This is a genomic window from Streptomyces sp. NPDC040718, from assembly GCF_055593565.1.
Genome location: NZ_JBVIXO010000011.1, coordinates 65780 through 86115, shown reverse-complemented (window position 1 = coordinate 86115; position 20336 = coordinate 65780). Strand labels below are relative to the sequence as shown.

The window sequence follows — 20336 nt, the reverse complement described above, 5'->3', positions numbered from 1 at the left end:
CCTGGGGCCCCAGCCTCCGTACGTCCCCGCACTCGGTCCCGTACCGTGTGCGGGGACGTATTGCGTAGTGCGCGCACAGGGGAGGCGGGACCATGGCCGGGAACCGGGATCGGTTCTCCACCTTCTCGACGGCGACCCGGCTCAAGCAGCTCGGCGAACGGACCGCGGCCCACGTCTACCGCTCGCAGTCCCGCCGGCACATCCGCCGCAGCCGGCTCACCGGCCGCGCGGCACTGCTGGTCCTCGTCCTCTGTACGCTGGTCGTCGCCCTCGCGTATCCGATGCGCCAGTACGTGTCCCAGCGCTCGGAGATCACGGACCAGCGGCGGGCCGCCGACACCGCGCGCAAGCGCCTCGAACAGCTCCGCGACGAGAAGGCCCGCTGGCAGGACCCCGCCTACGCGGAGCAGCAGGCGCGCAAGCACCTGCACTTCCTGCGCCCGGGGGAGATCGGCTACATCATGACCGACCCCGGGGCCGCGGCCCGGGAGCACCGCCGCGGCGGCCAGGACGGTTCCGACCGCCCCTGGTACTCCAACGTCTGGGACGGGGTCGACAAGGCCGACCGTCCCGGCGAATGACCCACCCATCACGTACGACCGAACGAAGAGACTTCCTCCAGGCATGCAGACGCCCCCGCCCCAGACCGACCGGACCGAGCCGACCGACGCGGACATCGAGGCGTTCGAGCAGCAGCTCGGCCGCCCGCCGCGCGGGCTGCGCGCCATCGCGCACCGCTGCCCCTGCGGCCAGCCGGACGTCGTCGAGACCGCACCCCGGCTGCCCGACGGCACCCCCTTCCCCACGCTGTACTACCTGACGTGCCCGCGCGCGGCCTCCGCGATCGGCACCCTGGAGGCCAACGGGGTGATGAAGGAGATGCAGGCGCGGCTCGCCGAGGACCCGGAGCTCGCCGCCGCGTACCAGAAGGCGCACGAGGACTACATCCGGCGCCGCGACGCCATCGAGGTGCTCCAGGGCTTCCCGAGCGCCGGCGGCATGCCGGACCGGGTCAAGTGCCTGCACGTGCTGGTGGGCCACTCGCTGGCCGCCGGTCCCGGGGTGAACCCGTTCGGCGACGAGGCGCTGGCCATGCTGCCGGAGTGGTGGGCCAAGGGCGCCTGCGTCACCCCGTGCGGGGAGAAGAAGGCAGAGGAGACCGGGGAGGAGTCCGCATGACCCGGGTCGCGGGCATCGACTGCGGCACGAACTCCATCCGCCTCCTGGTCGCCGACTGCGACCCGGCCACCGGCGAGCTCGTCGAGCTCGACCGCCGGATGACCGTCGTCCGGCTCGGCCAGGGCGTGGACAAGACCGGCCGGCTGGCCCCGGAGGCGCTGGAGCGCACCTTCGCGGCCTGCCGCGAGTACGCCGCGGTGATCAAGGAGTTCGGCGCCGAGCGGGTGCGGTTCGTGGCCACCTCGGCCTCGCGCGACGCGGAGAACCGGGACGAGTTCGTCCGGGGCGTGCTGGACATCCTGGGCGTCGAGCCCGAGGTGATCTCCGGCGAGCAGGAGGCGGAGTTCTCCTTCACCGGCGCCACCAAGGAGCTCGTCGCGCACGAGCACCTGGCGCGCCCGTTCCTGGTGGTGGACATCGGCGGCGGCTCGACCGAGCTCGTCGTCGGCGAGGACCGCGTACGCGCCGCCCGCTCGGTCGACGTGGGCTGCGTACGGATGACCGAGCGCCACCTGGTGGTGGACGGCGAGGTCACCGACCCGCCGACCGAGGGGCAGATCGCCGCCATACGGGCCGACATCGAGGCGGCCCTGGACCTGGCCGCCGAGACGGTCCCGCTGGCCGAGGCCCGCACCCTGGTGGGCCTCGCGGGCTCGGTGACCACGGTCGCCGCGATCGCGCTGGGCCTGGCGGAGTACGAGTCGTCGGCGATCCACCACTCCCGGATCTCCTACGAGCAGGTCCGCGAGATCAGCGGGCGCATGCTGACCGCCACCCACGCCGAACGCGCCGCCATCCCCGTGATGCACCCGGGGCGGGTCGACGTGATCGGCGCGGGCGCCCTGGTCCTGCTCGCGATCATGGAGCGCATCGGCGCCGCCGAGGTCGTGGTCTCCGAGCACGACATCCTGGACGGCATCGCGATCAAGACAGCAGAAGAGGTCGAGGCCGGCAAGCAGCGGTCTTGACCTGCTGCACGGCTGAACGGCGGCGCTCCGGTGAGTTCACCGGAGCGCCGCTGCCGTGTTCCGCGTCCAGATGTCGCGGTAGACCTCGCGACGGTCTCCGACCTTGACGACGAGGATGACGAGCTCGCCGTCCAGCACCTGGTAGGCGATCCGGTGGCTACCGACCCGGAGCCTGTAGAGGCCGGAGGGTCCCGTGAGCTTCTTGAGGTCGGCGTCCTCGGGGAAGGGGTCGTCTCCCAGCGCGGTCAGGGCGGCGAGGATCCGCATGGCGGCCGGCTTGTCGATCGCCCGGAGCTGCCTTTGCGCAGCGGTCGTGAACCGAAACGCGTACTTCACGCCGTGCCGCCGCCCCGTTCGCTGAACAGGTCGGCGAGGAGCTCGGCCATGGTCACGGTCGGTCCGCCCTCGGCGAGGACGGCCTCTGCCTCGCGCGCGAGCAGTTCGTCAGCTGCTTCTTCCAGTGCGTTGAAATCGGCGATCGGTACGAGGGCGGCCACTGGGGCACCGTTGCGGGTGATTATCGTCGGGGCGCCCTGCTCGGCCCGGTTGATGTGGTCCGCGAGGTGGGCGCGGGCTTCGCGCACGGTCACAGCGTTCTCACTCATGATCCCAGTGTACGCGCGGCTGTGTACACGTGCGGGATTGCTGCGCCGACCCGGCACGGGTTCACAGGAGATCCTGAACGGCATCGCCTGGTCCCGCGGCCTGAGCCCGCGGACGCCACGAAGGCCCCCGCCGACCGCGGGGGCCTTCGTCGTTCGCCGGGTGTCTCCCCGATCGCCTCCGGCGCCACCCGCGCCGCGAGGGAGTGACGCCGGCTACTTGCCCTTGGCCAGCTGGTCCACCCTCGGTATGGACAGCCCCAGCAGTTCCCCCACCTCCCTGAGCGTCCGCCCGTGGCGCAGCTCCAGCACGGCGGCGGTCCGCGCCTGCCGCGCGGCGCGCACGGCGTGGGGGAGCAGGTCGTCCGACAGCAGCCGTGCGGCGCGCTCGCGCTCCAGCGGGTCCTGGATGTCGTCGAGGTGCGCGAGGGCGGCGCTGATGTGCTCGGCCATGAGGGCCCGCAGCTCCGTGAGCCGCGCTTCCAGGGTGTCCTTTTCGATCATGGACTCAGCCTACGAGCGGGGCGTGCCCTACAGGGCCCCTTTGGCGACCCCGCCTCGACCGGTTCCCGGGCGGCCGTGCAGCGGCCGTCGTGCGGTCGTGTGGCTGAACATCGCGTTCCGCCCGATGGGTGGCTGGTGGGCGGGGGGAGGGGGGCCGGTGGGGCGGCAGTGCGGGGGCGGTGCGGGGCCCCCGGAGCGGCCGAAAGTGCCCCTGCGGGAACGAGGTTCGTGAAGTTCTTCACAAGGAAAAAGGGTCTGCCGGGTCAACAAGGGGGCCCTTCGGGGCCTTCTTGGGGGTCGCAGGGCCGTTTCGGCACCTGTTTGTGCGATGCGCGGCCGCGACGGGTTTCGTATCAGAGGTAAGGACGAAACCCAGTGGTCCAGTCCGGTTGAGGCCTTGGAGGCCAGTTCAGGACGGGTGAACAACGACTCCCGTTATACGTTGGTTCCCGTTGCGCGCCATGATCTGGGTCACGCGGGCCGCGCAGTGTAGCAGAGACCTTGTGTCACCTTGTGAAGGGGCTCACGAGCGTCACCCCTTGGGGTGCTGGATACTCGTTCCATGAGCACCACGGAGCGTCCCAGGATCCTCGTAGTAGGAGGTGGGTACGTAGGCCTGTACGCGGCCAAGCGCATCATGAAGAAGATGCGCTACGCCGAGGCGACCGTCACGGTCGTCGACCCGCGGTCGTACATGACCTACCAGCCCTTCCTCCCCGAAGTGGCCGCAGGCAACATCTCGCCTCGGCACGTTGTCGTCCCGCTGCGACGCGTGCTGCCCAAGGCTGAGGTTCTCACCGGCCGGGTCACCACCATCGACCAGGACCGCAAGGTCGCCGTCGTCACGCCGCTGGTCGGCGAGGCGTACGAGCTGCCCTTCGACTACCTGGTGATCGCGCTCGGCGCCGTCTCCCGCACCTTCCCGATCCCCGGCCTGGCCGAACAGGGCATCGGCATGAAGGGCGTCGAGGAGGGCATCGGCCTGCGCAACCACGTCCTCGAGCAGCTCGACAAGGCCGAGTCCACGACGGACGAGAACGTCCGCCGCAAGGCGCTCACCTTCGTCTTCGTCGGCGGCGGCTTCGCCGGCGCCGAGACGATCGGCGAGGTCGAGGACATGGCCCGCGACGCCGTGAAGTACTACTCCACGATCAAGCGCGAGGACATGCGCTTCATCCTGGTGGACGCGGCCGACAAGATCCTTCCCGAGGTCGGGCCCAAGCTCGGCACCTGGGGCAAGGAGCACCTCGAGTCCCGCGGCATCGAGATCTACCTCAGCACCTCCATGGACTCCTGCGTGGACGGCCACGTGGTGCTGAAGAACGGCCTCGAGGTCGACTCCAACACCATCGTGTGGACCGCGGGCGTCAAGCCGAACCCGGCGCTGGCCCGCTACGGCCTGCCGCTGGGCCCGCGCGGCCACGTGGACACCGCCCCGACCCTCCAGGTCCAGGGCACGGACTACATCTGGGCCGCGGGCGACAACGCCCAGGTCCCGGACGTCGCCGCCCGCAAGGCCGGCGTCGAGAACGCCTGGTGCCCGCCGAACGCCCAGCACGCGCTGCGCCAGGCCAAGGTCCTCGGCGACAACGTGGTCTCCGGCATGCGGGGCTTCCCGCAGAAGGAGTACGCGCACTCCAACAAGGGTGCGGTGGCGGGCCTCGGCCTCCACAAGGGCGTCGCGATGATCGTCATGGGCAAGATGAAGATCAAGCTCAAGGGCCGGCTCGCCTGGTACATGCACCGTGGCTACCACGGCATGGCCATGCCGACCTGGAACCGCAAGATCCGCGTCTTCGCCGACTGGACCCTCGGCATGTTCCTCAAGCGCGAGGTCGTCTCCCTCGGAGCGCTGGAGACCCCCCGCGAGGAGTTCTACGAGGCCGCCAAGCCGGCGCCGGCTCCGGCCGCCGCCGCTGCCCCGGCCGAGAAGGCCAAGGCCTCCTGACCCGGAGCACTCCGGCAGGAACCCGAGCACGACCCCGAAGGGGCCGCCCGCCATCCGTGGTGCGGGCGGCCCCTTCGGCGTACCCGGGGACCGCCGGGACGCGGGGCCGGGCGCGGTGGCCGGATCCGGGCGGGGGCGTGGCCGGACCCGCCCCCTTACCGCAGGTCCGGCGCGGCCGGGTGGAGTCCCGCTGGAGGGACGGTCCAGCGGCGAACCGGTCGTGATTGCCCCAGAGGGGAAGTGGGAAGTCGTTCCACGGAACTTCTGGAGGTGCCTGAGATGACCGACGCCGCGCCGCGGCTGGCAGTGATTGCCGAAACCCTGCTGGGCGCCCCCGTGCCCGTGCGGATACGGGCCTGGGACGGCAGTGAGGCCGGCCCGGCCGCCGGCCCCGTGCTGGTGATCAACCACCGGCGCGCCCTGCGCCGGATCCTGTGGAAGCCGGGCGAGCTGGGGCTCGCCCGCGCCTGGGTCGCCGGGGAGCTGACGGTCGAGGGCGACCTGTTCGACCTGCTCGACCGGGTGGCCGGCCTGCTCTGGGAACGGCAGCACCCGGCGCCCGCCCCCGCCCCGGCCCGTTCGGGGCCGGGCAGGCTCGCCGCCCTGCGCCCGTACCTGCCCCGGTTCGGCTCCCCCGCCGGGACCGCCGAGCTCCTGCGCGACCCGGCCGCACGGGCCGCCGTACGCGACCTCCTGGCCCTGGCGCGCCCGTGGACGGCGCCCGCGCCGCCGCCGGAGGAGGCCGTCCGCAGCGGCGGGCAGCGCCACTCCAAGAGGCGCGACAGCGAGGCGATCAGCCACCACTACGACGTGGGCAACGACTTCTACGAACGGGTCCTCGGCCCCTCGATGGTGTACTCCTGCGCCTACTGGAGCCCCGACGGCACCCTTGAGGACGCCCAGCGCGACAAGCTCGACCTGGTCTGCCGCAAGCTCGGCCTGGAGCCGGGGCAGCGGCTCCTGGAGGTCGGCTGCGGCTGGGGCTCCATGGCCCTGCACGCGGCCCGCGAGTACGGGGTGCACGTCACCGGCATCACCCTCTCGCGCGAGCAGGCCGCGTACGCCCGCAAGCGGATCGCCGAGGAGGGCCTGACCGACCGGGTCGAGATCCGGGTGCAGGACTACCGGGACGTCAAGGACGGCCCGTACGACGCGATTTCCTCGATCGGCATGGCCGAGCACGTGGGCTCCGCGCGCTACCGCGAGTACGCCGGGATACTGCACGCCCTGCTGGCCCCCGGCGGACGGCTGCTCAACCACCAGATCGCGCGGCCCCCGGAGCACGACGAGCAGGCGTACGAGATCGACGAGTTCATCGACGCGTACGTCTTCCCGGACGGGGAGCTCTCCCCGATCGGCACCACCGTCGGCGAGCTGGAGCGGGCCGGCTTCGAGGTCCGCGACGTGGAGGCGCTGCGCGAGCACTACGCGCTGACCCTGCGCGCCTGGGTGGCGCGCCTGGAGCGGCACTGGGACGAGGCCGTACGGCTCACCTCGCCCGGGCGGGCCCGGGTGTGGCTGCTGTACATGGCGGCGTCCGCGCTGGGCTTCGAGCACGGCCGGCTGGGGGTCAACCAGGTGCTGGCGGTGCGCCCCGACGGAGGGGCCTCCGGGATGCCGCTGAGGGCGCGCGTCTGGGGCGCGGGGCCCTCGTAGCCCCACGGCCGTCCCGGGCCCGCGGCCGGGCAACGGGAAGGGCCCCGGGGCGTGTTGCCCCGGGGCCCTTCCGCGTGTGCCGCGTACGGCCGTACGGCTACTCGGTCTTGATGGCGGTGAGCATGTTCAGCCGGGCGGCGCTGCGGGCCGGCCACATGGCGGCCAGGACGCCGACGACGGCGGCCAGCAGGAGGAAGATGCCGATCCGGTCGTAGGGGAGGACCAGTTCGTAGTTCGGCACGGACTTGGTGAGGGTGGAGCCGACGGCCCAGGCGAGGAAGACGCCGATGCCGATTCCGAGGACCGCGCCGAAGAGCGAGATGACCACCGACTCCAGGCGGATCATGTTCTTGACCCGGGCCCGGTCGAGGCCGATCGCCCGCAGCATGCCGATCTCCTGGGTCCGCTCGAAGACGGACATCGCCAGGGTGTTGACCACGCCGAGCACCGAGATGATCAGCGCCATGCCGAGCAGGCCGTACATGATGTTGAGCATCGTGTTGATGATGCCGCCCATCTCGTTGCGCATGTCCTGCTGGGTGGCGACGGTCATCGCCGGGTTCTTGCCGAGGGCGTCGATGACGGCCTGCTGGCTCGCCTTGGACTGACCGCCGGTGGTGTTGACGTAGACCTCGGGGATGAACTGCTCGTCGGTGTGCTCGGCGAGGATCTTGTTGTCCAGGACGAACGGGGACAGCAGGCCGTCGAGGTCCTCGTAGACGGCGCCGACCTTCAGGGTGGCCTTCTCGCCGTCCTCGAACCGGGCCTGGAGGGCGGAGCCGACGGTCAGGTTCTGCTTCTTGGCGGTCTTCTCGGCGACGGCGACCTCGCCCTTGCCGAGGCTGTCCAGGGAGCCGCTGACGACCTTGATGTTCAGCACCTGGCCGATGGCGGCCGGGTTGACGCCGGACGCGGCGCGGAAGCTGTCGCCGATCTTGAAGTAGCCGGCGGCCTGCGGGGAGACCGCCTTGACGCCGGGGGCCTTGGCCAGGGTTTCGACGACCGACTTGTCGAGGCTGCCCATGCCGCCGGACATGGTGACCTTGTAGTCGGCCTTGAGCTTGTCGGTGCTCATCCGGTCGATGGCCTTGCCCATGGTGACGCCGAGCACGGACATGGTGGTGACGAGGGTGAGGCCGATCGCCAGGGAGGCGGCCGTGACGGCGGTGCGGCGCGGGTTGCGCACGGCGTTCTGGGCGGCCAGCTTGCCGGGGACGCCGAAGACCTTCTGCAGTGCCGGGCGGACGGCCGCGATGACCGGCCTGGAGAGCAGCGGGAGCAGCACGATCATGCCGACGAGCATGAGGAAGGCGCCGCCGCCGATGACCATGCGGCCGTCGCCGCCCATCGAGACGCCGAGGAAGACGACGCCGATGCCCGCGAGGCTGATCACGGAGCCGATGACGTTGCGGACCACGAGGGACTTCGCGGAGGCCGGCAGGTGGGCGCTGCCCATGGCGGCGACCGGGGCGATCCGGCCGGTCCGCCAGGCGGGCAGCAGCGCGGCGACGGTGGTGACGAGGACGCCGATGACCAGGGCGGCGATGATCGTGCCCGGGGCGATGACCAGGTCCCCGGCGGGGATCTTGGCGCCGATGGTGTCCATCAGGGAGCGCATGCCGACCGCCAGGCCGACGCCGGCGGCCAGGCCGATGGCGGCCGAGAGGGCGCCGACGACCAGGGCCTCGGCGAGGACCGAGCGCATGACCTGGCCGCGGTTGGCGCCGACGGCGCGCAGCAGGGCCAGTTCCTTGGTGCGCTGGGCGACCAGCATGGTGAAGGTGTTGTAGATCAGGAAGATGCCGACGAAGAGGGAGATGCCGGCGAAGGCGAGCAGCATGTTGCTCATGCTGCTCATCCCCTTCTCGATGTCCTTGGCCTGCTGGGCGGCCAGCGCGGCGCCGGTCTGGGCCTTGGCGCTCTTGCCGTCGACCAGCGGCTTGATGTCGGCGAGCAGCTGGTCGGCGGAGGCGCCGGGGGCGGCGGCGACGGAGAGCTCGTCGTAGAAGCCGGGCTGGAGGTAGAGCTCCTGGGCGACCTTGGTGTCGAAGAGGACCAGGCTGCCGCCGGCGTTGACGGCGCCGTCCTCGGTGGTGAAGACGCCGGCGAGGGTGAACTCGCGGACGGGGCCGTTGGTGGCGACGCGGACCTTGTCGCCGGTCTTGTACCCGCCCTTGGCGGCGGTCTCCTTGTCGAGGGCGACCTGGTCGTCCTTGACCGGGCCGGTGCCGTCGGTGAACGTGTAGCGGGGGTCCTTGCCGTCCTTGACGGGGGCGTGGTTGGAGCCCTTGTTGGCCCAGCCGGTGCCGATCAGCTTGCCGTTCTCGTCGCCGACGCCGGCGAAGCCGGAGACGCGGCCGGAGACGGAGCCGACGCCCTTGACGGCCTTGACCTTGTCCAGGGTCTGCTGGCTGATGCCGGGGTCCCCCTCCTTCTGGCCGTCCTCGGAGCGGGCCTGCCCGTAGGAGGTGACGGAGACGGCGACGCCGCTGTAGCTCTTGGCGGACTGGCCGGACAGGGCCTTGCCGAGGGTGTCGGTGAAGACGAGGGTGCCGGAGACGAAGGCTACGCCGAGGGTGACGGCGAGCACCGTCATCAGCAGCCTCGCCTTGTGCGCGAGGACGTTGCGCAGGGCGGTACGGAACATGGGATCTCAGTCCTGGGGCTGGAAGTCTGTGAGGAGGGCTGCGGGAGCTCCGCGGGGCGGGGCGGTCCGGCTCCGGGTCAGCTGGTGCGGCCCTTGGCGTCGAAGGCCTTCATCCGGTCGAGCACGCCGTCGGCGGTGGGCGCGTACATCTCGTCGACGATGCGGCCGTCGGCGAGGAAGATGACGCGGTCCGCGTAGGAGGCGGCGACCGCGTCGTGGGTGACCATCACGACGGTCTGGCCGAGCTCGCGCACCGAGTTGCGCAGGAAGCCGAGGACCTCGGCGCCGGAGCGGGAGTCGAGGTTTCCGGTCGGCTCGTCACCGAAGATGATCTCGGGGCGGGCGGCCAGGGCGCGGGCCACGGCGACGCGCTGCTGCTGGCCGCCGGAAAGCTGCGTGGGGCGGTGGGAGAGGCGGCCGGAGAGGCCGACCATGTCCACGACGGTGTCCAGCCACTGCTTGTCGGGCTTGCGGCCGGCGATGTCCATGGGGAGGGTGATGTTCTCCAGGGCGGTCAGGGTCGGCAGCAGGTTGAAGGCCTGGAAGATGAAGCCGATCTTGTCCCGGCGCAGCTGGGTCAGCTGCTTGTCCTTGAGGGAGCCGAGCTCGGTGTCGCCGATGCGGACGGAGCCGGAGGAGAAGGTGTCCAGGCCGGCGACGCAGTGCATCAGGGTGGACTTGCCGGAGCCGGAGGGGCCCATGATCGCGGTGAACTGGCCCTGGGCGAAGTCGACGGAGACGTTGTCCAGCGCGACCACCTGGGTCTCGCCCTGGCCGTACACCTTGGAGAGCTGCGCGGCGCGGGCGGCCACGGCCTGTGCGGTGTGCTGCCGGGCGTAGTTCATGGCGGTCACGGGGGGACTCCTGTCGAACGGTTCTGCGATGTGGCGGGACCCTTCCATCCTCACCGGGGGCACCCCCGCCCGGGATCAGCCGCGGTGCCCGTTCGACGGCCCACTGGAGTCTGACCACAGGCGGCGCCGTCTCCTCCTTTGGTATGACAGGAGGCGGTCGCGGGGGCCGGGGCGGCGGTCCGGCGCACGGGGTGGCCCGGGGTGGCGGGCGGGGTGGCGCGGGGCAACGGAATCAGGTCAATCCCGGGGCGGGGCGACACATCCTCCGGAAGGGGCCGACCGCGACTTATCGGGTCTGACGCCCACTCAATCGCCAATAAAATCAGACAACATCGGATAGAGGGCCCCCTGTCGACCAGGGTGTTCCGGATAGGCTCGTCACTGCCTTCAAGGCATTTTCCACGGGGCCCGCCGCGCCTTGCCCGGATGGTGGAATGGCAGACACGGCGAGCTTAAACCTCGCTGGCCCTCGGGCCGTGCCGGTTCAAGTCCGGCTCCGGGCACTTCAGCGGCTCTTCCGTTTATCGGCGGCGGTTCGCCGAGCCTTCTCCTAAGATCCTCCTCCAGCAGTAGGGTGCTTTTTTTGCGAGCGCATTACTCTTGAAGCAAGGCCGCGCACGGTGGCCACGGAGGAGTGAGATGAGGAGCAGTAACCCGGTCTTCTCGCGACGGGGGTTCAGCCGCGACAACGGCGGCTACGCGGGCTTCGAGGCGCAGCACGCGCAGGCCGGGACCGCGACCAACCCGTACGCGACGAATCCTTACGCCACCGACCCGAGCACCGGCATGCCGGCGGCCCCGGTCCGCGGCGGCGCGATGACCATCGACGACGTCGTGACCCGTACGGCCATGACGCTCGGCACCCTGATCGTCACCGCGACCCTGGCGTGGATCGCCCTGCCCGTCGACGCGGCCAACGTCGGCAAGTCGTACGGCATCGCCGTCGGCTCGGCGCTCATCGCGTTCGTCCTCGCCATGGTCCAGAGCTTCAAGCGCAAGCCGTCGCCGGCGCTGATCCTCGGCTACGCGGCGTTCGAGGGTGTCTTCCTCGGCGTGATCTCCATGGTGACCAGCACCTACATCAGCCCCGGCGTGGTCGTCCAGGCCGTGCTCGGCACGATGTGCGTCTTCGCGGCGGTGCTCGTCGCCTACAAGATGCGCTGGATCCGCGTCACCCGCCGCTTCACCGGCTTCGTGATGGCCGCGGCCCTCGGCTTCGTCCTGCTCATGCTGGCGAACTCGCTGTTCATGCTGTTCGGCGGCGGTGACGGCCTCGGCTTCCGCAGCGGTCCGCTCGGCATCGTCTTCGGCATCGTCGGCGTCATCCTCGGCGCCTGCTTCCTCGCCCTGGACTTCAAGCAGGTCGAGGACGGCGTGACGTACGGCGCCCCGCGCGAGGAGTCCTGGCTGGCGGCCTTCGGCCTCACGCTGACCCTGGTGTGGATCTACCTGGAGCTGCTGCGCCTGTTCCAGATCCTCTCGGGCGACGACTAGTCGTACCGGCGAGAGCGAAGGGGAAGGCCCCGCGAGCGGACCGCTCGCGGGGCCTTCCCGCGTACTGGGCTCGTGAGGGGGACAACGGGTCGTCGGTGGGATCAGCCGAACCTGCGGGCGGCTCTGCGCAGGCCGTACTCGTGGATGATCGCCTTGGCCTGGCCGTACGACAGCTCGTGCGCGCCGAGCAGCCAGTTGACCTTCTCCTCGAACCGGACGAGGGAGGGGCCTTCGTCCACGGTGCGGAGCCAGTCGGAGATCTCACGACCGGTGGTCTGGGGGATTCTGTCGATCATGTTGCGGTGGGTCTTCTCGGAGAACTCTACGGACATGGGCGCCTCCGGGGGGTGTCGCCGTGCTGTTCTCTTCACGTCACCGTGCCGCAGAGTTCGCCCGTTGGCAATGGTGCCGGGGCGGCGCGTAAGGTCGGCCGGGTGCTCGATACCTCACCCCTGAACGCCGCCGTGGAACGCTTCGCCGACCGGCTGCGGGCGGCCCCGCAGAGCCGGCTCCAGCAGGGTGCGGCCGCGGAGGCCCTGGAGCTGGCCCGTGAGCTCGCGCTGCGGGCCCAGCGGCTGGAGGACCCGGACGGGGCGGCTCCGGCGCGTGTGATGCCGGACGCGGGCCTCTTCACGGTGGGGGACCAGGTGGCGGTGGCCGGCCTCGACCTCGCGGAGGCGCTGCGCGCCGTGGACCCGGTGGGCGGTCCGGACGGCGCGAAGGCCCCGTCCGAGATGCTGGACGAGGCCGTGGCGCTGGTGGAGCGGGCGGAAGTCAGAGCGATGCGATGACCCGGTCCGCGAGGATGTAGACGTTGCTGTCGGGGTCCTCGGCGTCACCGCAGGAGAAGGTCAGCGCGTAGGCGCCGGAGATGCCGGAGCCGCCCAGCAGGACCGGGGCGGTGCCCGAGCGCAGGGCCTCGGCGAGGCGCTCCGCGGTCTCCCGGTGGCCCGGGGTCATGCAGAGCGTGGTGCCGTCGGTGAAGACGTACACGTCGAGGGTGCCCAGCGGGCCCGGGCGGACGTCCGCGAGGGCCGTACGGGCCTCCGCGAGCTCCTCCAGGCGGTTCACGGTGCGCTCGTGGTCGGCGCCCGGGTTCGGCTGGACCGGGACGAAGTCGGGGTGCGAGGGGTGGCGGCGGCGGGCCGCGGCCAGCTCGGCCGAATCCTCGGGGTACTCGTCGGCGAGGTCGTCGCCCAGGACCGGCTCCAGGCCGACCATGTCCGCCTGCCGGGGCAGGAAGACCGGGCTGTCCTCGCCGAGGCCGGGCAGGCCGCCCAGCAGCGAGGGGGCGTCGGCGGCGTCGCGGGCCTCCTGCGCGGCCCAGAAGGCCCGCGCTTCGGCCAGCTCGCGCTCGCGCTCCTCGGCCAGGGCCTCGGCCACGGCGGCTCGTATCTCGGCGGCGGGGGACTGCACCGCGGCGCGGGCGTGCGGGACGGTCGCGGCGCGCGGGTGGGCCGACACCGCAAGCTCACCGCGCAGGGCGGTGACCTGCCTGCGCAGTCCGTGGACGGCGTGCAGCGCAGCAGCGCCCACGGCCGTGGCAGCGGCCGTGGTCAGCAGCAGGGCAAGAGACATGGCGCTCACTGACTAACTCCTGGTTGATTCGATCCCCCGACTTCCTACATCAGCTTGTCCTGTGCTGTGAATGGCGTGCAGTGCATTACGTCATGAAATGGACAGGTCTTTCGTCCTTGCGGACCAAGGGGGATGGCTTCTGACCTGGGCAAATACCGATCCCCCAGGACAAAGGTCACATCCTGGGGGAGATTCGGTCACAGGTCGGCCGCGACGGGGTTGGATTCGCCGTCAGTAGAGCGCACGGATCTGGAGGATCCCTTGCGGGGCCTGGGGGCCCCGCTCGATCCGGTGATCGGCGGGGCCGTCCGCGACTACGACAGGCGCTCGATCACCATGGCCATGCCCTGGCCGCCGCCGACGCACATCGTCTCCAGGCCGAACTGCTTGTCGTGGAACTGGAGGCTGTTGATCAGCGTGCCGGTGATGCGGGCACCGGTCATCCCGAACGGGTGACCGACGGCGATGGCCCCGCCGTTGACGTTCAGCTTGTCGAGCGGGATCTCCAGGTCGCGGTAGGACGGGATGACCTGGGCCGCGAAGGCCTCGTTGATCTCGAAGAGGTCGATGTCGCCGACGGTCAGCCCGGCCCGCTTCAGGGCCTGCTTCGACGCCTCGACCGGGCCCAGGCCCATGATCTCGGGGGACAGGGCGGTGACGCCGGTGGAGACGATCCGGGCCAGCGGGGTCAGGCCCAGCTCCCGCGCCTTGGTGTCGCTCATGATGACGAGCGCGGCGGCGCCGTCGTTGAGCGGGCAGCAGTTGCCGGCCGTGACCAGGCCGTCGGGGCGGAAGACGGGCTTGAGGCCCTCCACGCCCTCCAGCGTGACGCCGGCGCGCGGGCCGTCGTCCTTGCTGACGACCGTGCCGTCCGGGGTGGTGACCGGGGTGATCTCGCGGGCCCAGAAGCCGTTCTTGATGGCTTCCTCGGCCAGGTTCTGCGAACGCACGCCGAACTCGTCCATGTCCCGGCGGGTCACGCCCTTGAGGCGGGCCAGGTTCTCGGCGGTCTGCCCCATGGAGATGTACGCGTCGGGGATCAGGCCGTCCTCGCGCGGGTCGTGCCAGTCGCTGCCCTCGCTCTGGGCGACGGCGGAGGTGCGGCCCTCGGCGTCGGCGAAGAGCGGGTTGTGCGTGTCCGGCAGGCCGTCGGAGGAGCCCTTGGCGAACCGGGAGACGGTCTCGACGCCGGCGGAGATGAACACGTCGCCCTCGCCCGCCTTGATGGCGTGCAGCGCCATGCGGGAGGTCTGGAGCGAGGAGGAGCAGTAACGGGTGATCGTGGTGCCGGGCAGGTAGTCCATGCCCATCTGCACGGCGACGATGCGGGCGAGGTTGTGGCCCTGCTCGCCGCCGGGGAGGCCGCAGCCGAGCATCAGGTCGTCGATCTGGCGCGGGTCCAGCTCGGGGATCTTGGCGAGGGCGGCCTGGATGATCGTGGCGGTGAGGTCGTCCGGGCGGACGTCCTTGAGCGATCCCTTGCCGGCGCGCCCGATGGGGGAGCGGGCGGTGGAAACGATGACGGCTTCGGGCATCGGGACTCCAAGGGGGTGCGTCGTTGCGGGACCGCATGCGAAGTTACCGCCCCGTACGGTCGGGGTCACCGGCCTCGGCATGTGATGCCGCCCTCTTTCTCCTCTTGACGCGCCGCTCGCGCGGCTCGGCCGCGGGCGGCCTCCCCGGCTTCGCGGCGCTGCGACGGAATCCGTCCGGCGGGCCTGGGGCGGGGTCGGTTTCCGTGGCCGGGGGCGGTGGGTGTGTGCGGGGCCGTGGTCGGCGCCGGTGGGTCGGGTGCCGGTGGGTCCGCTGCGCGGGGCGAGGTCCCCTACCCGCCCTTCCACCGTTCCTTGGGCTCCGTCCCAGACCCGCGCCTCAAACGCCGCCGGGGCTGGATTTCGCCGATCCGGGTCGGCAACCTCAGCCCCGCCGGCGTTTGAGGCGCGGGCACGGTGGTGCCGCGTCTGTAGCCGCGCCGGCGATTGAGGCGGGAACGGTGGAAGGGCGGGTAGGGGACCGGCCCCGCGCAGCGGCAACCGCCGCCACCCCGTATCCGCCGGCCGCGCCGCACTCAAGGGCCGACCGGGGTCCGGTAGAGGGCCGGCAGGCTTCGGGCGGGGCCGGACGCGGACGGGCCCCGGACAGGGGCTACGCGGGGTCCTCCGGGACGGCGGCGGCGGGGGCCGTGGCGGCCGGGGCCGGGGATTCGGGTTCCGGGAGGCGCCGGCGGCGGCGGTGCTTCAGCAGGGCCCACGGCCCGCGGGCCGGGGTGACCTCGGTGCCGGGCTCGCCCGCCGCCGCCGAGGCGGCCTTGGCCACCAGCAGCATGTCCTCGTCCCGCGAGACGTCCAGCCGGTCCGACCCCGGCCACAGCCCCAGCGACGCGCACAGCGTCGGCAGCACGGCCATCGCGGCCGTCGCGTACCCCTCCGCCGAGGGGTGGTAGGAGTCCGGGCCGAACATCTCGCGCGGGTTCGCCGCGAACTCCGGGCCCAGCAGGTCCCCCATCGAGATCGTGCGCGCCCCCAGCGCGACCACGCCGATCGTCTGCGCAGCCGCCAGCTGCCGCGAGACCCGGCGGGCCATCCACCGCAGCGGCTGGTACACCGGCTCGATCGTGCCCAGGTCGGGGCAGGTCCCGACCACCACCTCCGAGCCGGCGAGCCGCAGTCTTCGTACCGCCGCCGTCAGCAGCCGCACCGACTGCGTCAGCGGCATCCGCTTGGTCACGTCGTTCGCGCCGATGATGATCACGCACACGTCCGGAGCGGGCCCGCGCCCGTCCAGCAGCAGGCTCACCTGGCGGTCGAGGTCGTCGGACATGGCCCCGGACAGCGCCACGTTGCGCAGCTCCACCGGCCGTTCGGCCACCGACGCCAGCCCGGACGCCAGCAGCGCCGCCGGGGTCTGGCGGGCCCGGTGGACGCCCAGCCCGGCCGCCGTGGAGTCGCCGAGCATGCCCATCCGCAGCGGCCCGGGGCTCAGTTCCGGGCCGCTGAACTCGCTCCCGTACAGGCCGTCGGCGCGCGGCGGATCACCCAGCCCGTTGCCCACCGTGCGCTTCGCGAACTGCACCTCCGCCAGCACCAGCCCGAACGCGGCGACCCCGACCAGCCCGAGTCCGCCTCCGCCGTACGCCGCCCCCGCCGCGATCCGGCGGGCCGTCCTCGCCCTGGACACCCTTGCAGCCACCTCCTGCGTCGTGTTGACCTACCTGCCCCGTACTGCCGGTCGGCCAATCCCTTTCCGCTTACTCTGGCCGGACCTCCCGGAGAACCCGTGGAGTCCCCTTCTTGGAGAACATGGTGCAATTCCACGACTCGATGATCAGCCTCGTCGGCAACACCCCGCTGGTGAAGCTCAACCGCGTGACCGAAGGCCTGCAGGCCACCGTGCTTGCCAAGGTCGAGTACTTCAATCCCGGCGGTTCGGTGAAGGACCGCATCGCCGTCCGGATGATCGAGGCCGCCGAGCAGAGCGGTGCCCTCAAGCCCGGTGGCACCATCGTGGAGCCCACCAGCGGCAACACCGGCGTGGGACTCGCCATCGTGGCCCAGCAGAAGGGCTACAAGTGCATCTTCGTCTGCCCTGACAAGGTGTCCATGGACAAGATCAACGTGATGCGCGCGTACGGCGCCGAGGTCGTGGTCTGCCCCACCGCCGTCGACCCCGAGCACCCGGACTCGTACTACAACGTGTCCGACCGCCTGGCGCGCGAGCCCGGCGCCTGGAAGCCCGACCAGTACAGCAACCCGAACAACCCCCGTTCGCACTACGAGACCACCGGTCCCGAGCTGTGGGAGCAGACGGACGGGAAGATCACGCACTTCGTGGCGGGCGTCGGCACGGGCGGCACGATCTCCGGCACCGGCAACTACCTCAAGGAGGTCAGCGGCGGGAAGGTCAAGGTCATCGGCGCGGACCCGGAGGGCTCCGTCTACTCCGGCGGCAGCGGCCGCCCGTACCTCGTCGAGGGCGTCGGCGAGGACTTCTGGCCGACGGCCTACGACCCGAACGTCACCGACGAGATCATCGCGGTGTCCGACAAGGACTCCTTCCAGATGACCCGCCGCCTGGCGAAGGAGGAGGGCCTGCTGGTCGGCGGCTCCTGCGGCATGGCGGTCGTCGCCGCGCTGCGCGCCGCCGAGGGCCTGGGCCCGGACGACGTGGTCGTCGTCCTGCTGCCGGACAGCGGCCGCGGCTACCTCAGCAAGATCTTCTCCGACGAGTGGATGGCCGGGCACGGCTTCCTGGAGGAGGCGGGTCCCGCCGCGCGCATCGGGGACGTCCTCGCGGACAAGGAGGGCGGCATCCCGTCGCTCGTCCACATGCACCCCGAGGAGACCGTCGGCCAGGCCATCGAGGTGCTGCGCGAGTACGGCGTCTCGCAGATGCCGATCGTCAAGCCGGGCGCCGGCCACCCCGACGTGATGGCCGCCGAGGTCATCGGCTCGGTCGTGGAGAAGGAGCTCCTCGCGGCGCTGTTCGCGCAGCGGGCCTCGCTCGGCGACCCGCTGGAGAAGCACATGAGCGCGCCGCTGCCGCAGGTCGGCTCCGGTGAGCCGGTGTCCGAGCTGATGGCGGTGCTCGGCGAGGCCGACGCGGCGATCGTGCTGGTCGAGGGCAAGCCCACCGGCGTGGTGAGCCGCCAGGACCTGCTGGCGTTCCTGGCCAAGACGGCCAAGTAGTCCCCGCGTACGCGGTCGGGGAGGCGGCGGGCCACGGGGCCGCCGCCTCGCCGCGGTCGCGGGAAAGGCGGGGACCGCCGCACCCCCGGCGGGCCGGGGGGCGGGACGACGGCGGTCCCCGCCCCGGGACACGGGCCGGGTCAGGGCCGTCCGCGTCCGTGGCGCCGACGCGTTCCGGGAGCCGCTCCGGGGGCGCGTCGGACGCCGTGCGAGGCGTCGGCGGGGTTCGCTGCCTTCCCGGTCGCCCGGGCCTCCCTGCCGACAAGACCACTGTGCCGCGCCCGTGTTAAGCCGGTGCTGCCGTCACGTGTCGCCCCCGTACCGTTTGCGCGAAGGGCGCGGGCTAGGCCTGCGTGTCGCGGCCGGGGCGGCGGAGCCGGCCGGTGTGGGCGAGGTTCACGCCCACGATGCCCGCCCAGGTCGCCACCAGGCCGCCGATGCCCTGGGTGATGCCGATGCCCGACAGCGGGACCGCCAGTACCAGCGTGACGATCGCGAAGCCGAAGCGCTCACCGAAGGCGCTCACCGGGGACCCGCCGGGGCCCGGTCCGCCGCGCGCCCGGAGCAGCCGCTCCTCGGCGAGCCTGCGCCGGACCTGGGTGTCGACCTTGTCCACGAAGGAGTCCACGAGCGCCGCCTCGTACTCCGGTCCGAGCTCCCGCCGGGCTTCCAGCGTGGCGGCGAGTTCCTTCTCGAGCTCTGTCATGCGGCCACCGTAGGAAGCGCCGCGGCGGCCGGCACTGGGGGTAGCCCCCGTATCCGGATCGCGGTCACGGCTTGCCGAGCTGCATAGACACATGCAGAGTGCAGGGTGACTGAATATTTCACCGGGGACGGGACGGAGGGGGCGGCGATGAACGACAGCCCGGCCGCACGGCTGCAACAGCTGTTCGAGGGACACCGGCTGACGCCGACCCAGCGGCGCATCGCGCACTGCATGGTGCGCGGCGCGGCGGAGGTGCCGTTCCTGTCGAGCGTGGAACTCGCCGAGCTGGCCGGGGTGAGCCAGCCCTCGGTGACCCGGTTCGCCGTGGCCCTCGGTTTCGACGGGTACCCGGCGCTGCGCCGGCACCTGCGCGAGGTGGCTCCGGCCGGGCGTCCCGAGCCCGCGCGCGAGGGCGAGTACAACGAGTACCAGCAGGCGGTGCAGGGCGAGATCGAGAACCTCCAGCGGCTCTCGGCGATGCTCGCGGACCCGGCGCCGGTCGAGGAGGCGGGCCGGGTGCTCGCGGCCTCGGCGCCGCTGCCGGTGCTCGGGCTGCGGGCGGCGTCCTCGCAGGCGCGCGGGTTCGCGTACTTCGCGGCCAAGGTGCACCCGGACGTACGCCTCCTCGACGAGGGCGGCTCCATGCTCGCCGACCGGATCGACGCGGCGGCCGCGGCCGGGGCCTCGGCGCTGCTGTGCTTCGCGCTGCCGCGGCACCCGCGCGAGGTGGTGGAGGCCCTGGAGCACGCGCGGGCGGCCGGGCTGACGGCGGTGACGGTCGCCGACTCGGCGTTCGCGCCCGTCGCCCGGCACTCGGACCTGCTGATCCCGGCGCCGGTCGGGACCGGGCTGGCCTTCGACACGGCGTGCGCGCCGATGCTGCTGGGGCGGGTGCTGCTGGAGGCGATGGCGGACGCCCTGCCGGACGCGCAGGCGCGGCTGGAGGACTTCGACGCGCGGGCCGCGGCGCGCGGGCTGTTCGTGGAGTAGCCGTCACCCGGCGGAACCTCGGCGGTGGTCCGGGCGAGGGGGGCGGGCGCCGTCGCGCACCTGGAACCGGGTGACGGGGACGCCCCGGGCGACCCGTGCGGCGGAGAGGGCGCCCGAGGGGCGGGCCGTCGAGGACGTCCGGGGCGAGGGCGTGGACCCACGGCGGCGCGGGTGGGGGTCCTCCTGGCGGGGTGCTGGCGCCCTCGGCCCGCCGGTCGAGGAGGACGAAGCCGACGCCGGCCCCGGAGCGGGCCGCGCGGGCGGTGGGCCTGGTCGCCGCCCAGCTCCCCGGCCTCGGCCTGAGCCGCGCCTGCTGCGCCTGCCCGGGGTGGCGGCGCTGACCCCGGCGGAGGTCGTGGACGGCCTGGCCCCGGCCCTCGCGGCCACCCTGACGGGGCCGTAGGGGCACAGCCGGACGTCCCGGCCCGCCGGACGCCGGCGGCCTTGCCCGGCCTGGCGGCCGTGCCCGGGGCTGCGCCCCGGCCCGCCGCGCCTCAGCCGCCGGCGGGCGCGCAGCGCCCGTAC

Annotated in this window: 19 protein-coding genes and 1 tRNA gene; 10 read left to right on the top strand and 10 right to left on the bottom strand. The window is 72.2% G+C overall.

Going from position 1 to position 20336, the window contains the following annotated elements; all coding sequences use genetic code 11:
* The first annotated feature begins 92 nt into the window (after positions 1 to 92).
* The 3 genes from ACZ597_RS25445 to ACZ597_RS25435 are packed head-to-tail and all read left to right on the top strand — an operon-like array spanning position 93 to position 2147.
* Positions 93 to 581: an FtsB family cell division protein gene (locus ACZ597_RS25445; protein ID WP_471334303.1), complete on the top strand. Its 489-nt coding sequence runs from the start codon at positions 93 to 95 to the stop codon at positions 579 to 581.
* A 43-nt stretch (positions 582 to 624) separates the two neighbouring features.
* Entirely contained in the window at positions 625 to 1179 is a 555-nt protein-coding gene (locus ACZ597_RS25440) for a DUF501 domain-containing protein (protein WP_471334301.1), read from the top strand.
* A complete protein-coding gene (locus tag ACZ597_RS25435; protein ID WP_471334298.1) occupies positions 1176 to 2147 on the top strand; it encodes a Ppx/GppA phosphatase family protein in 972 nt (323 codons plus the stop codon). The genes ACZ597_RS25440 and ACZ597_RS25435 overlap by 4 nt, the downstream gene beginning before the upstream one ends.
* Before the next feature lie 36 nt (positions 2148 to 2183).
* On the opposite strand, the gene ACZ597_RS25430 is transcribed toward ACZ597_RS25435, so the two are convergent.
* The 3 genes from ACZ597_RS25430 to ACZ597_RS25420 form a co-directional block, all read right to left on the bottom strand.
* Positions 2184 to 2483 (bottom strand): type II toxin-antitoxin system RelE family toxin, encoded by a 300-nt coding sequence (locus ACZ597_RS25430; protein WP_471334296.1) that lies wholly within the window; start codon positions 2481 to 2483, stop codon positions 2184 to 2186.
* Positions 2480 to 2752, bottom strand: coding sequence for a type II toxin-antitoxin system Phd/YefM family antitoxin (locus ACZ597_RS25425; protein WP_471334293.1), 273 nt, complete (start codon positions 2750 to 2752; stop codon positions 2480 to 2482). The genes ACZ597_RS25430 and ACZ597_RS25425 overlap by 4 nt, the downstream gene beginning before the upstream one ends.
* A 213-nt stretch (positions 2753 to 2965) precedes the next feature.
* Complete coding sequence (locus ACZ597_RS25420) at positions 2966 to 3253, bottom strand: hypothetical protein (RefSeq protein ID WP_471334291.1); 288 nt, start codon at positions 3251 to 3253, stop codon at positions 2966 to 2968.
* Positions 3254 to 3815: 562 nt separating this feature from the next.
* Between ACZ597_RS25420 and ACZ597_RS25415 the strand changes: the two genes are divergently transcribed.
* Positions 3816 to 5201, top strand: a complete 1386-nt coding sequence (locus ACZ597_RS25415; protein ID WP_471334289.1) for an NAD(P)/FAD-dependent oxidoreductase — start codon at positions 3816 to 3818, stop codon at positions 5199 to 5201.
* A gap of 279 nt (positions 5202 to 5480) precedes the next feature.
* Positions 5481 to 6857: a class I SAM-dependent methyltransferase gene (locus ACZ597_RS25410; RefSeq protein ID WP_471334286.1), complete on the top strand. Its 1377-nt coding sequence runs from the start codon at positions 5481 to 5483 to the stop codon at positions 6855 to 6857.
* Between the two features lie 97 nt (positions 6858 to 6954).
* Here ACZ597_RS25410 and ACZ597_RS25405 read toward each other — a convergent pair whose 3' ends face one another.
* Both ACZ597_RS25405 and ACZ597_RS25400 read right to left on the bottom strand, forming a co-directional pair.
* The gene (locus ACZ597_RS25405; RefSeq protein ID WP_471334284.1) at positions 6955 to 9504 is read right to left on the bottom strand and encodes an ABC transporter permease; all 2550 of its coding nucleotides are present in this window, start codon (positions 9502 to 9504) and stop codon (positions 6955 to 6957) included.
* A gap of 77 nt (positions 9505 to 9581) precedes the next feature.
* Entirely contained in the window at positions 9582 to 10349 is a 768-nt protein-coding gene (locus ACZ597_RS25400; RefSeq protein WP_042803491.1) for an ABC transporter ATP-binding protein, read from the bottom strand.
* A 429-nt stretch (positions 10350 to 10778) separates the two neighbouring features.
* Between ACZ597_RS25400 and ACZ597_RS25395 the strand changes: the two genes are divergently transcribed.
* Both ACZ597_RS25395 and ACZ597_RS25390 read left to right on the top strand, forming a co-directional pair.
* A tRNA-Leu gene (locus tag ACZ597_RS25395) sits at positions 10779 to 10861 on the top strand.
* Between the two features lie 136 nt (positions 10862 to 10997).
* Positions 10998 to 11852: a Bax inhibitor-1/YccA family protein gene (locus tag ACZ597_RS25390; RefSeq protein WP_471334281.1), complete on the top strand. Its 855-nt coding sequence runs from the start codon at positions 10998 to 11000 to the stop codon at positions 11850 to 11852.
* A 101-nt stretch (positions 11853 to 11953) separates the two neighbouring features.
* Here ACZ597_RS25390 and ACZ597_RS25385 read toward each other — a convergent pair whose 3' ends face one another.
* Positions 11954 to 12184 carry a DUF4287 domain-containing protein gene (locus tag ACZ597_RS25385; RefSeq protein WP_471334278.1) on the bottom strand — a complete coding sequence of 77 codons (231 nt, stop codon included), beginning with the start codon at positions 12182 to 12184 and terminating at the stop codon, positions 11954 to 11956.
* 102 nt (positions 12185 to 12286) lie between these two features.
* Here ACZ597_RS25385 and ACZ597_RS25380 point away from each other — a divergent pair, with 102 nt between their 5' ends.
* Positions 12287 to 12643, top strand: coding sequence for a hypothetical protein (locus ACZ597_RS25380; RefSeq protein ID WP_471334275.1), 357 nt, complete (start codon positions 12287 to 12289; stop codon positions 12641 to 12643).
* Here the strand turns inward: ACZ597_RS25380 and ACZ597_RS25375 are convergent.
* The 3 genes from ACZ597_RS25375 to ACZ597_RS25365 all read right to left on the bottom strand — a co-directional run bounded on the left by ACZ597_RS25375 (position 12627) and on the right by ACZ597_RS25365 (position 16619).
* Positions 12627 to 13430 (bottom strand): hypothetical protein, encoded by an 804-nt coding sequence (locus tag ACZ597_RS25375; protein WP_471334689.1) that lies wholly within the window; start codon positions 13428 to 13430, stop codon positions 12627 to 12629. The genes ACZ597_RS25380 and ACZ597_RS25375 overlap by 17 nt on opposite strands.
* Positions 13431 to 13744: 314 nt before the next feature.
* A complete protein-coding gene (locus ACZ597_RS25370; protein ID WP_471334272.1) occupies positions 13745 to 14965 on the bottom strand; it encodes an acetyl-CoA C-acetyltransferase in 1221 nt (406 codons plus the stop codon).
* 610 nt (positions 14966 to 15575) lie between these two features.
* The gene (locus ACZ597_RS25365) at positions 15576 to 16619 is read right to left on the bottom strand and encodes an SGNH/GDSL hydrolase family protein (RefSeq protein WP_471334269.1); all 1044 of its coding nucleotides are present in this window, start codon (positions 16617 to 16619) and stop codon (positions 15576 to 15578) included.
* A 113-nt stretch (positions 16620 to 16732) separates the two neighbouring features.
* Here ACZ597_RS25365 and ACZ597_RS25360 point away from each other — a divergent pair, with 113 nt between their 5' ends.
* The gene (locus tag ACZ597_RS25360) at positions 16733 to 18115 is read left to right on the top strand and encodes a cystathionine beta-synthase (RefSeq protein WP_042803490.1); all 1383 of its coding nucleotides are present in this window, start codon (positions 16733 to 16735) and stop codon (positions 18113 to 18115) included.
* Between the two features lie 343 nt (positions 18116 to 18458).
* On the opposite strand, the gene ACZ597_RS25355 is transcribed toward ACZ597_RS25360, so the two are convergent.
* Positions 18459 to 18821 (bottom strand): hypothetical protein, encoded by a 363-nt coding sequence (locus tag ACZ597_RS25355; RefSeq protein WP_471334266.1) that lies wholly within the window; start codon positions 18819 to 18821, stop codon positions 18459 to 18461.
* Between the two features lie 147 nt (positions 18822 to 18968).
* Here ACZ597_RS25355 and ACZ597_RS25350 point away from each other — a divergent pair, with 147 nt between their 5' ends.
* Positions 18969 to 19811, top strand: a complete 843-nt coding sequence (locus tag ACZ597_RS25350; RefSeq protein WP_471334263.1) for a MurR/RpiR family transcriptional regulator — start codon at positions 18969 to 18971, stop codon at positions 19809 to 19811.
* Positions 19812 to 20336 lie beyond the last annotated feature (525 nt).

What these genes read in the sequence shown, in the direction of transcription:
- ACZ597_RS25445 (WP_471334303.1), top strand. Translation starts at nt 93, where the DNA reads ATGGCCGGGAACCGGGATCGGTTCTCCACCTTCTCGACGGCGACCCGG.
- ACZ597_RS25440 (WP_471334301.1), top strand. Translation starts at nt 625, where the DNA reads ATGCAGACGCCCCCGCCCCAGACCGACCGGACCGAGCCGACCGACGCG.
- ACZ597_RS25435 (WP_471334298.1), top strand. Translation starts at nt 1,176, where the DNA reads ATGACCCGGGTCGCGGGCATCGACTGCGGCACGAACTCCATCCGCCTC.
- ACZ597_RS25425 (WP_471334293.1), bottom strand. Translation starts at nt 2,752, where the DNA reads ATGAGTGAGAACGCTGTGACCGTGCGCGAAGCCCGCGCCCACCTCGCG.
- ACZ597_RS25420 (WP_471334291.1), bottom strand. Translation starts at nt 3,253, where the DNA reads ATGATCGAAAAGGACACCCTGGAAGCGCGGCTCACGGAGCTGCGGGCC.
- ACZ597_RS25415 (WP_471334289.1), top strand. Translation starts at nt 3,816, where the DNA reads ATGAGCACCACGGAGCGTCCCAGGATCCTCGTAGTAGGAGGTGGGTAC.
- ACZ597_RS25410 (WP_471334286.1), top strand. Translation starts at nt 5,481, where the DNA reads ATGACCGACGCCGCGCCGCGGCTGGCAGTGATTGCCGAAACCCTGCTG.
- ACZ597_RS25405 (WP_471334284.1), bottom strand. Translation starts at nt 9,504, where the DNA reads ATGTTCCGTACCGCCCTGCGCAACGTCCTCGCGCACAAGGCGAGGCTG.
- ACZ597_RS25400 (WP_042803491.1), bottom strand. Translation starts at nt 10,349, where the DNA reads ATGAACTACGCCCGGCAGCACACCGCACAGGCCGTGGCCGCCCGCGCC.
- ACZ597_RS25390 (WP_471334281.1), top strand. Translation starts at nt 10,998, where the DNA reads ATGAGGAGCAGTAACCCGGTCTTCTCGCGACGGGGGTTCAGCCGCGAC.
- ACZ597_RS25385 (WP_471334278.1), bottom strand. Translation starts at nt 12,184, where the DNA reads ATGTCCGTAGAGTTCTCCGAGAAGACCCACCGCAACATGATCGACAGA.
- ACZ597_RS25375 (WP_471334689.1), bottom strand. Translation starts at nt 13,430, where the DNA reads ATGTCTCTTGCCCTGCTGCTGACCACGGCCGCTGCCACGGCCGTGGGC.
- ACZ597_RS25370 (WP_471334272.1), bottom strand. Translation starts at nt 14,965, where the DNA reads ATGCCCGAAGCCGTCATCGTTTCCACCGCCCGCTCCCCCATCGGGCGC.
- ACZ597_RS25355 (WP_471334266.1), bottom strand. Translation starts at nt 18,821, where the DNA reads ATGACAGAGCTCGAGAAGGAACTCGCCGCCACGCTGGAAGCCCGGCGG.
- ACZ597_RS25350 (WP_471334263.1), top strand. Translation starts at nt 18,969, where the DNA reads ATGAACGACAGCCCGGCCGCACGGCTGCAACAGCTGTTCGAGGGACAC.